Origin of the sequence: Vibrio sp. V31_P5A7T61 (assembly GCF_009904895.1) — a bacterium.
GTDB lineage: Bacteria > Pseudomonadota > Gammaproteobacteria > Enterobacterales > Vibrionaceae > Vibrio > Vibrio metschnikovii.
Genome location: NZ_WXWI01000018.1, coordinates 98,902 through 106,611, shown reverse-complemented (window position 1 = coordinate 106,611; position 7,710 = coordinate 98,902). Strand labels below are relative to the sequence as shown.

At 44.5% G+C, this 7,710-nt stretch carries 5 protein-coding genes; 4 read left to right on the top strand and 1 reads right to left on the bottom strand.

Annotated elements, in window-relative coordinates; all coding sequences use genetic code 11:
* Together CAG58_RS02930 and CAG58_RS02925 are read left to right on the top strand one after the other, a co-directional pair.
* On the top strand, nucleotides 1–259 hold a 259-nt coding region (locus CAG58_RS02930), incomplete at its 5' end, for a sensor histidine kinase (RefSeq protein ID WP_237665966.1).
* An 18-nt stretch (nucleotides 260–277) separates the two neighbouring features.
* Nucleotides 278–961 carry a response regulator gene (locus CAG58_RS02925; protein ID WP_186463716.1) on the top strand — a complete coding sequence of 228 codons (684 nt, stop codon included), beginning with the start codon at nucleotides 278–280 and terminating at the stop codon, nucleotides 959–961.
* Nucleotides 962–1,034: 73 nt separating this feature from the next.
* Here the strand turns inward: CAG58_RS02925 and barA are convergent, their stop codons facing one another.
* Complete coding sequence (gene barA, locus CAG58_RS02920; protein WP_161425907.1) at nucleotides 1,035–3,824, bottom strand: two-component sensor histidine kinase BarA; 2,790 nt, start codon at nucleotides 3,822–3,824, stop codon at nucleotides 1,035–1,037.
* A 223-nt stretch (nucleotides 3,825–4,047) separates the two neighbouring features.
* Here barA and rlmD point away from each other — a divergent pair, with 223 nt between their 5' ends.
* Together rlmD and relA are read left to right on the top strand one after the other, a co-directional pair.
* Nucleotides 4,048–5,370 (top strand): 23S rRNA (uracil(1939)-C(5))-methyltransferase RlmD, encoded by a 1,323-nt coding sequence (gene rlmD, locus CAG58_RS02915; protein WP_161425906.1) that lies wholly within the window; start codon nucleotides 4,048–4,050, stop codon nucleotides 5,368–5,370.
* Between the two features lie 65 nt (nucleotides 5,371–5,435).
* Nucleotides 5,436–7,655, top strand: coding sequence for a GTP diphosphokinase (gene relA, locus CAG58_RS02910; RefSeq protein ID WP_004394308.1), 2,220 nt, complete (start codon nucleotides 5,436–5,438; stop codon nucleotides 7,653–7,655).
* Nucleotides 7,656–7,710 lie beyond the last annotated feature (55 nt).

The following is a 7,710-nucleotide window of genomic DNA, read 5'->3' as shown; positions in this document are numbered from 1 at the left end:
CAATAATTCATGTATAATTGCTATCGAAGATCGAGGTCCTGGAATTCCTGATGATAAGAAAGATAGTATTTTTAATATGTTTTATGTTATTTCCGATGGTGATAATAAGAAAAATAATACAGGAATGGGTTTAGCTATTTGCAAAGGAATGATTAGTGCTCATGGTGGTAAAGTGAGAGTGAAAGATAGAGCTCATGGTAGAGGAACTCGATTTGAGATTGAGCTGCCTCTGGCATATCCGACTGTAGAAATAAAGTAAGGTTGTATACTTGTGAGTATGAAAATAGTAGTGATTGATGATGAGGCTCAAATTCGTAGAATGCTTCGTGTTGCTTTAGGTAGTGAAGGCTATGAAATTATAGAAGCAGAAAATGGTAATATTGGAATAAGTATGGTTGCACGTCATCAACCAAATTTAGTTGTACTGGATCTTGGTTTGCCTGATTTAGATGGACAAGATGTGCTTAAGGAGCTTCGTAGTTGGAGTTCTATTCCCATTATAGTATTGTCGGTTAGGAATAAAGATAACGAAAAAGTTAAAGCTCTAGATAATGGTGCTCAAGATTATGTCACTAAGCCATTTAGCGTTGTTGAGCTATTAGCACGTATAAGAGTTTGTTTAAGAGATAATATTAAGCCAGAGCAACAGGCAGTATTAGATGATGGGAGTTTAAAGATTGATTTAACTCGTAGAGTTGTAATGTTTGATAATGAGCTAGTTGAATTGACACCTAAAGAGTATGGGGTATTGTCGATTCTGGCATCATCGCCTAATTGTGTTATTACTCAGACGCAGTTACTGCGAGAAATATGGGGGCCAGGTCATAGTCAAGATACTCATTATTTACGAATTGTTATTAGCCACCTTAGACAAAAATTAGGCGATGAATCATTAAATCCTAAATACCTAAGAACAGAGCCAGGTGTAGGCTACAGATTTTGTTTTGATAATGAAATATAAATACTTAACAATGATATTCACTGAGGTAGTATCAATTAATACTACCTCAGTGAATATTTTATAATTAGCTATATTAAGTTAGTAAATATTGTGGCGCTTCGTTGAGTAGCTTCTCCATTTCATCTTGCAGTTCAAATAATTCTGGTTCGATATCACTGAGTTGGCTCCCTGAGCGCAGCATGTGTTCCAAGGTTGCACAGATGGCTTTTAGTGATGGCGTACCGCTGTAAGAGCAGCTACCGTGTAGTTTATGGATATGATGCAGTAGATCGTCTAACGCATATTGATCATCTTGCTGTGCTTGATTCACCACTTGAATCACATCAGGAAGATAATTGACCAACAGCTGTAGCATCTCTTTAGCTAAGTCTTCTTTGCCTGCGGCTTGCTTTAAGGCCAGCGGCCAATCAATCACCATTGAAGAGGATAGATTGGCGGTAGAGTGGGGCGAGAGGATCGGCTCTGCTTGATGGTGGCTCAAGGGAAGTTTCTCTACACCATGAGTTAAGTGGGTTGGACTCCAGTGCACCAGTACTTGTTGTAAAATATGCTCTTCAATCGGTTTGGTTAGGTAATCGTCCATACCCGCTTTTAGCAGCCGATCTCGCTCTCCGGCCATGGCGTGTGCGGTTACCGCAATAATCGGTGTGGTGGCATTGAGCGGTAACTGTTTAATTGCTTTACAAGCGCTAACTCCATCCATATGTGGCATCTGAATATCCATTAAAATGATATCAAAGGCGCGCAGCGTCGCTTGCTCCACTGCGCTTATTCCATCGCTGCAAGTGACCACCTGTGCAACCCTTTCCTGCAGTAGGGCGCTGATCAGTTTTAAGTTGGCTGGGTTGTCATCAACCGCCATCACGGTCAAGGGCAGTTTATCTATTTCACGCGGTTGCTCGATAGGCGTCGGTCGTGTCGGCTGATGAGCTAATAAGGTTTGCAATAGTTTGCGGCGTGACAACGGTTTAGTGACGCATTGTACCGGATAATGCTTCATCAGTTGGTCTGCCAACGCCAGCTCGGTACTTGGTGTACCAATAATGACATGTGGTGCAGATTGCAGTGCTTGTTGAATCCATTGCTCCACGATGGTGCTGTCGGTTTCTTTCGTTGGCGATAAATTCAGTAAAATATAGTCGTAGTGTTCCGATTCTTCAGGCATCGATGAGCGATAGGTAACGCTTAACCCGGCTTGCACTAACTGCTGCTGAACAATAGAAGCGGCCTGCATATTAGGTTCAACAAGTAATAACTGTTTATCTAATAGCGCCTGCGGATCGACCCAATCACTGATTGGCATGGTTGTCGCAGGTAAACGCAGCGTAAACCAGAATGTCGAACCTTGATGCAGCCGGCTGGTTAAACTGATTTCGCCGCCCATTTGCCCGACTAACTTTTGCGTGATGACTAAGCCCAAACCTGTGCCACCGTAACGACGCGAAATGCTCGCATCCGCTTGACTAAAGGCTTGGAAGAGCTGGGCCTGCTGACGTTCTGAAATGCCGATTCCGGTGTCGCGGACCATAAACTGCAACTCAACCATATCATCCCGTTGTGAGCGCATTTCGACGCTGATATCAATGTTGCCACGTTCGGTAAACTTAATCGAGTTGCCGACTAAATTGGTTAAGACTTGTTGAATGCGCAGTGGATCGCCGACGAGGCCTAACGGGATCTTTGGATCAACTTTGAGCGTGATTTCTAAGCCTTTTTCATGGGCGCTGGTGGCCTGGAGATTAACCACTTCTTCTAAGGTTTCTTGAAATTCAAAAGGAATATTTTCCAGAGCGAGCTTACCCGCTTCGAGTTTTGAGAAATCAAGGATGTCATTAATGATGGTTAATAAGTTATTGGCTGATTTTTCAATGGTTTGAAGGTAGTCAGTTTGACTGTTGGTTAACTGGGTTTTCAGCATTTGACGTGTAAAGCCGATCACCCCATTGAGCGGAGTACGCAGTTCGTGTGACATATTGGCTAAAAACTCAGATTTAATTCGAGCGGCTTCTTGAGCGCGCTTTTTGGCAATATCCAGTTCAACGTTTTGGATCTCTAATTGCTCAAGGGTTTCGCGCAGATCTGAGGTGGCTTGATCAATACTGTGTTGCATTTCTACATGGTATTCGGATAGCGAGACCGCCATGGCATTAATGCCTTTACGTAGCGAGTCCAACTCACCATGCATTTTCCCTTCAATTCGAACATCTAAATGGCCGCGCCGAATGCGGTCAACCATGTTTTTCATATGGGTAATGGGACGAGTCACATCGTGCATGAGGCGAACGGCGAAAACGCTAGAGAGCACTAAGCCCATAATTAATACTAAGCAGGCGGAGAAAATCTCTTGATATTGTTGTAAACGCAACGAGGAGAGATCTAATTCAATGGCAATATAACCCAGTACCGGTACCGATCGCGCGCTGTTGGTATTATCTTCGAGTAGGCGACTTTCTGCCAAAATCGGTGTACGGAGAATCAGGGTGTTATCATGTTGCTGAGCGCTGCCGAGGACGGGGATCGGTTGCTCTTTAGGGTACATCAAGCTTTCAAAGTTGGGATGAAAGTTGGAGGTAACAAATAACTCATGACGAGCATCAAACACTGCAATACTGCGTACTAATTTGGAATGTTTACGATGAGCATAACTAATGATCCGTCGTACCGATTCTCTACTTTGGTTTTTTAACGCTTCTTCGCTGGCAATCGCCAGTGGTTCAATGATACTTGCCCCAGAATTGAGAACCTGAATTTCCAAATCGTGGTAACGATTGAATGAGAATAAAGCGCTAAGCAGTAACCCAATAATTAAGGTTGGTGCTAAAGTCAGGGTAATAACACGCGCACGTAAGCCATATTTGGTCATTATTGTCTAAACATCGTGGTGTGGATATGGGAAAATAACCCGCATTACAGTGGCGAAGCTATTCAATAAGTCGCTATCGTGGTTGAGTCAGACGGCGGTTGTCTACCCACAACGCTAAGCCACTATAGCTTAATGCAAGAGTAATGGCTTCGACAATCTTCCCCACACAGAATAGTGATGCTGGGGCAAAAACCTTTTTATAAATCACACTTAGGCACAGAGCATGGCACGTTTTTTCCAAGCGAAGAAGAACACCTCGATTCAATCTAAACATCAGTCAGTCATGGTGACTAAGCTGGATCATCTTGGCGCGGGGATTGCGTATCAGCAAGACAAACCGACTTTTATTGACGGAGCGTTGCCTGGTGAAGAAGTTGTGATTCAAATTACTGAAAGTAAAAGCAAATTTTCGCGGGCAAAGCTTATCAAGGTGCTTGCCCCTAGTCCCGAACGCGTCGTGCCATTTTGCCAATATTATCAGCAGTGTGGCGGATGCGATTTACAACACTTATCTCGCGAAGCGCAAATTACTCATAAACAGCAAACTCTTAGCCATTTAATGAGCAAGTTCGCTAAGCAAGCGGTACCATTGTCAGCGTCGATCATTGATGAAGATAAAGGCTACCGTCGCCGAGCGCGACTCAGTTTATGGTGGGATAAAAAAACACGGCAATTGCAGGTTGGGTTTCGGCGTAAACAGAGTAAAAGTATTGTCAATGTGACGGATTGCCCAGTCCTTGAACCTCATCTTAATCAATGCTTAGCTGAGTTAAAACCTTTACTGAGTGGGTTTAAGCAGCCAGAACAACTGGGGCATGTTGAGTTGATCAAAGCCGATAATACCAGTGTGCTTTTATTGCGCCATTTAGCGCCGTTACCGAGTGCCGATAAGCAACGTTTGTCTGAATTCGCTCAGCGTCATCAATTGGCATTGTATTTGTTGACCGATGATCACCCGTTGGAGCATGTGCAAGGTGAAACGCCTTACTATCAAGAGACGGGAGTGACGATGCATTTTTTGCCCACTCACTTCATTCAGGTTAATCAATCCATCAACCAGCGCATGGTTGCCCAAGCTATCGAATGGCTAGAGATTCAAGCCAATGACCGAGTGCTTGATCTCTTTTGTGGCTTAGGCAATTTTAGTTTACCGCTGGCACGCATTGCTCACTATGTGGTTGGGGTTGAAGGCGTCGATGAGATGGTTTCAGTGGCCAGTGAGAATGCTCATTTGAACCAGATCAATAATAGCGCCTTTTACCAAGCCAATTTGGAACAAGATATGACCAAGGCAACGTGGGCGGCTGAAAAGTTTGATAAAATACTGCTTGATCCGGCGCGAGCGGGCGCAGCAGGGATTGTTGAACAGTTGGGACAATTATCGGCTCAACGTATTGTTTATGTCTCGTGTAACCCCGCAACTTTAGCGCGTGATAGCCAAAGCTTACTCAATCAAGGTTATCATTTGGCGAAATTGGCTATGCTTGATATGTTTCCTCATACTAGTCATTTAGAATCGATGGCTCTGTTTGTAAAAAATCGGTAAGCGGCTGAACTTTCGGGAGCGAAAGTCAGTCGATACCCTAAAATCTAAAAATTAGGATTATCCCTATGGTTGCGGTTCGTAGCGCACATTTAAACCCAGACGAACAGTTTGAACTAGAAAAATGGATTGCTAGTTTGCAGCAAGATAGCAAAACGACGGCGAGACTGATGGAAGTCTATCGTCAGTGTGATCATTGGCTTGAGGGGCACTCTCAAGGTCCAATGTTGCTATGGCGTGGACGGGAAATGATCGAAATATTGATCACCTTGTCGATGGATAAACCCACCTTAGTGGCAGCGCTACTGTTTCCGATTGCCACCAGCGGTTTGTTGGATCAAGAAGAACTCGAAGAGCATTACGGCAAAGAGATCATCAAGTTGATTCATGGTGTTGAAGAGATGGCAGCGATTGGGCAACTCAATATCACCATGCAAGGCAGTGAAGCGTCGGCACAAGTTGATAATGTTCGCCGTATGTTGTTGGCGATGGTTGATGATTTTCGTTGTGTAGTCATTAAGTTAGCAGAACGAATTTGCAATTTACGTGAAGTAAAAGACCAGCCTGATGAAGTGCGTCGCGCCGCAGCTAAAGAGTGCGCCAATATCTATGCGCCACTAGCGAATCGTTTGGGGATTGGTCAGTTAAAATGGGAAATTGAAGATTACGCGTTTCGTTATCAACAACCAGATACTTATAAACAAATCGCTAAACAGCTCTCTGAGCGGCGTATTGTCCGTGAACAATACATCCGTGATTTCGTCAATGATCTTCGCCAAGAGATGCAAGCATTAAATATCAATGCTGAGGTGAGTGGTCGTCCTAAGCATATCTACAGCATTTGGCGCAAAATGCAGAAGAAAAACCTCGCGTTTGATGAGCTGTTTGATGTGCGCGCGGTGCGGATCATCGCTGATAAATTGCAAGACTGTTACGCCGCTTTAGGCATTGTGCATACTAAATATAAACACTTGCCGGGCGAATTTGACGACTATGTGGCCAATCCGAAACCTAATGGTTATCAGTCGATTCATACGGTGATTTTAGGCCCCGAAGGCAAAACCATTGAGATTCAGATCCGAACTAAGCAGATGCATGAAGAGTCTGAGCTTGGCGTTGCCGCGCACTGGAAATATAAAGAAGGCGCATCGACGGCTCGTAGTGGTTATGATGAAAAAATCACCTGGCTACGTAAGCTGCTTGATTGGCAAGAAGAGATGTCCGACTCAGGGGAAATGCTTGATGAACTGCGCAGTCAAGTCTTTGACGATCGGGTCTATGCCTTTACGCCGCGTGGTGACGTCGTCGATTTACCGATGGGCGCAACACCGCTCGATTTTGCTTACCATATTCACTCAGAAGTGGGTCATCGCTGCATTGGCGCTAAAGTGGCAGGGCGAATTGTGCCGTTTACCCATAAATTACACATGGGAGATCAGGTAGAAATTATTACCGCTAAAGAGCCTAATCCTTCTCGTGATTGGTTAAATCCATCACTGGGCTTTGTGCATTCTGGTCGGGCTCGAGCCAAAATCAACGCTTGGTTTCGTAAACAGAGCCGAGAGAAAAATCTTGAAGCGGGACGTGAAATTCTCGAAAACGAATTGGCAAAAATTGGCGCTAAGTTAAAAGATGCCGAAGCGTACGCGTTAAAGCGCTTTAATGTTAATAGCGCCGATGAGCTTTACGTTGGTGTTGGCAGTGGTGATCTTCGCATCAATCAAATCATTAATCATATCAATGCATTAGTGAATAAGCCCACCGCTGAAGAAGAAGATAAGATCGCCTTAGAAAAATTAGCCGGTGAAGTAAAAACGACCACGACTCAAACCACTCACAAGGATGCGGTCGTGGTGCAAGGAGTGGATAATTTAATGACCCATCTTGCTCGTTGTTGTCAGCCGATTCCTGGTGATGATATTCGCGGTTATATCACTCAAGGTCGCGGTATTTCGGTACATCGTAGCGATTGCGAGCAGCTTGAAGAACTCAGTCACCATGCGCCTGAACGCATCATTGAAACGGTTTGGGGACGAGGTTTTGTGGGAACTTATCGCTTGACGTTACGGATTGAAGCGATGGAACGCAGCGGGTTATTAAAAGACATCACCACATTACTGGCTAACGAGAAAGTGAAAGTGATCAGCATGAAAAACCGCAGTGATTATAAACGTCAATTGACGATCATGGACTTTGAGTTAGAGGTCAATAGTGTTGAAGTTCTACAGCGGATCATGAAGCGCACGGAGCAAATCAAAGACGTTATGCTCGTCAAACGATTGGGCTGAATCACGACCTACGCCGATCAGTGCGAGTGGCGATGGCGTCGTGTCGCTGATTAGT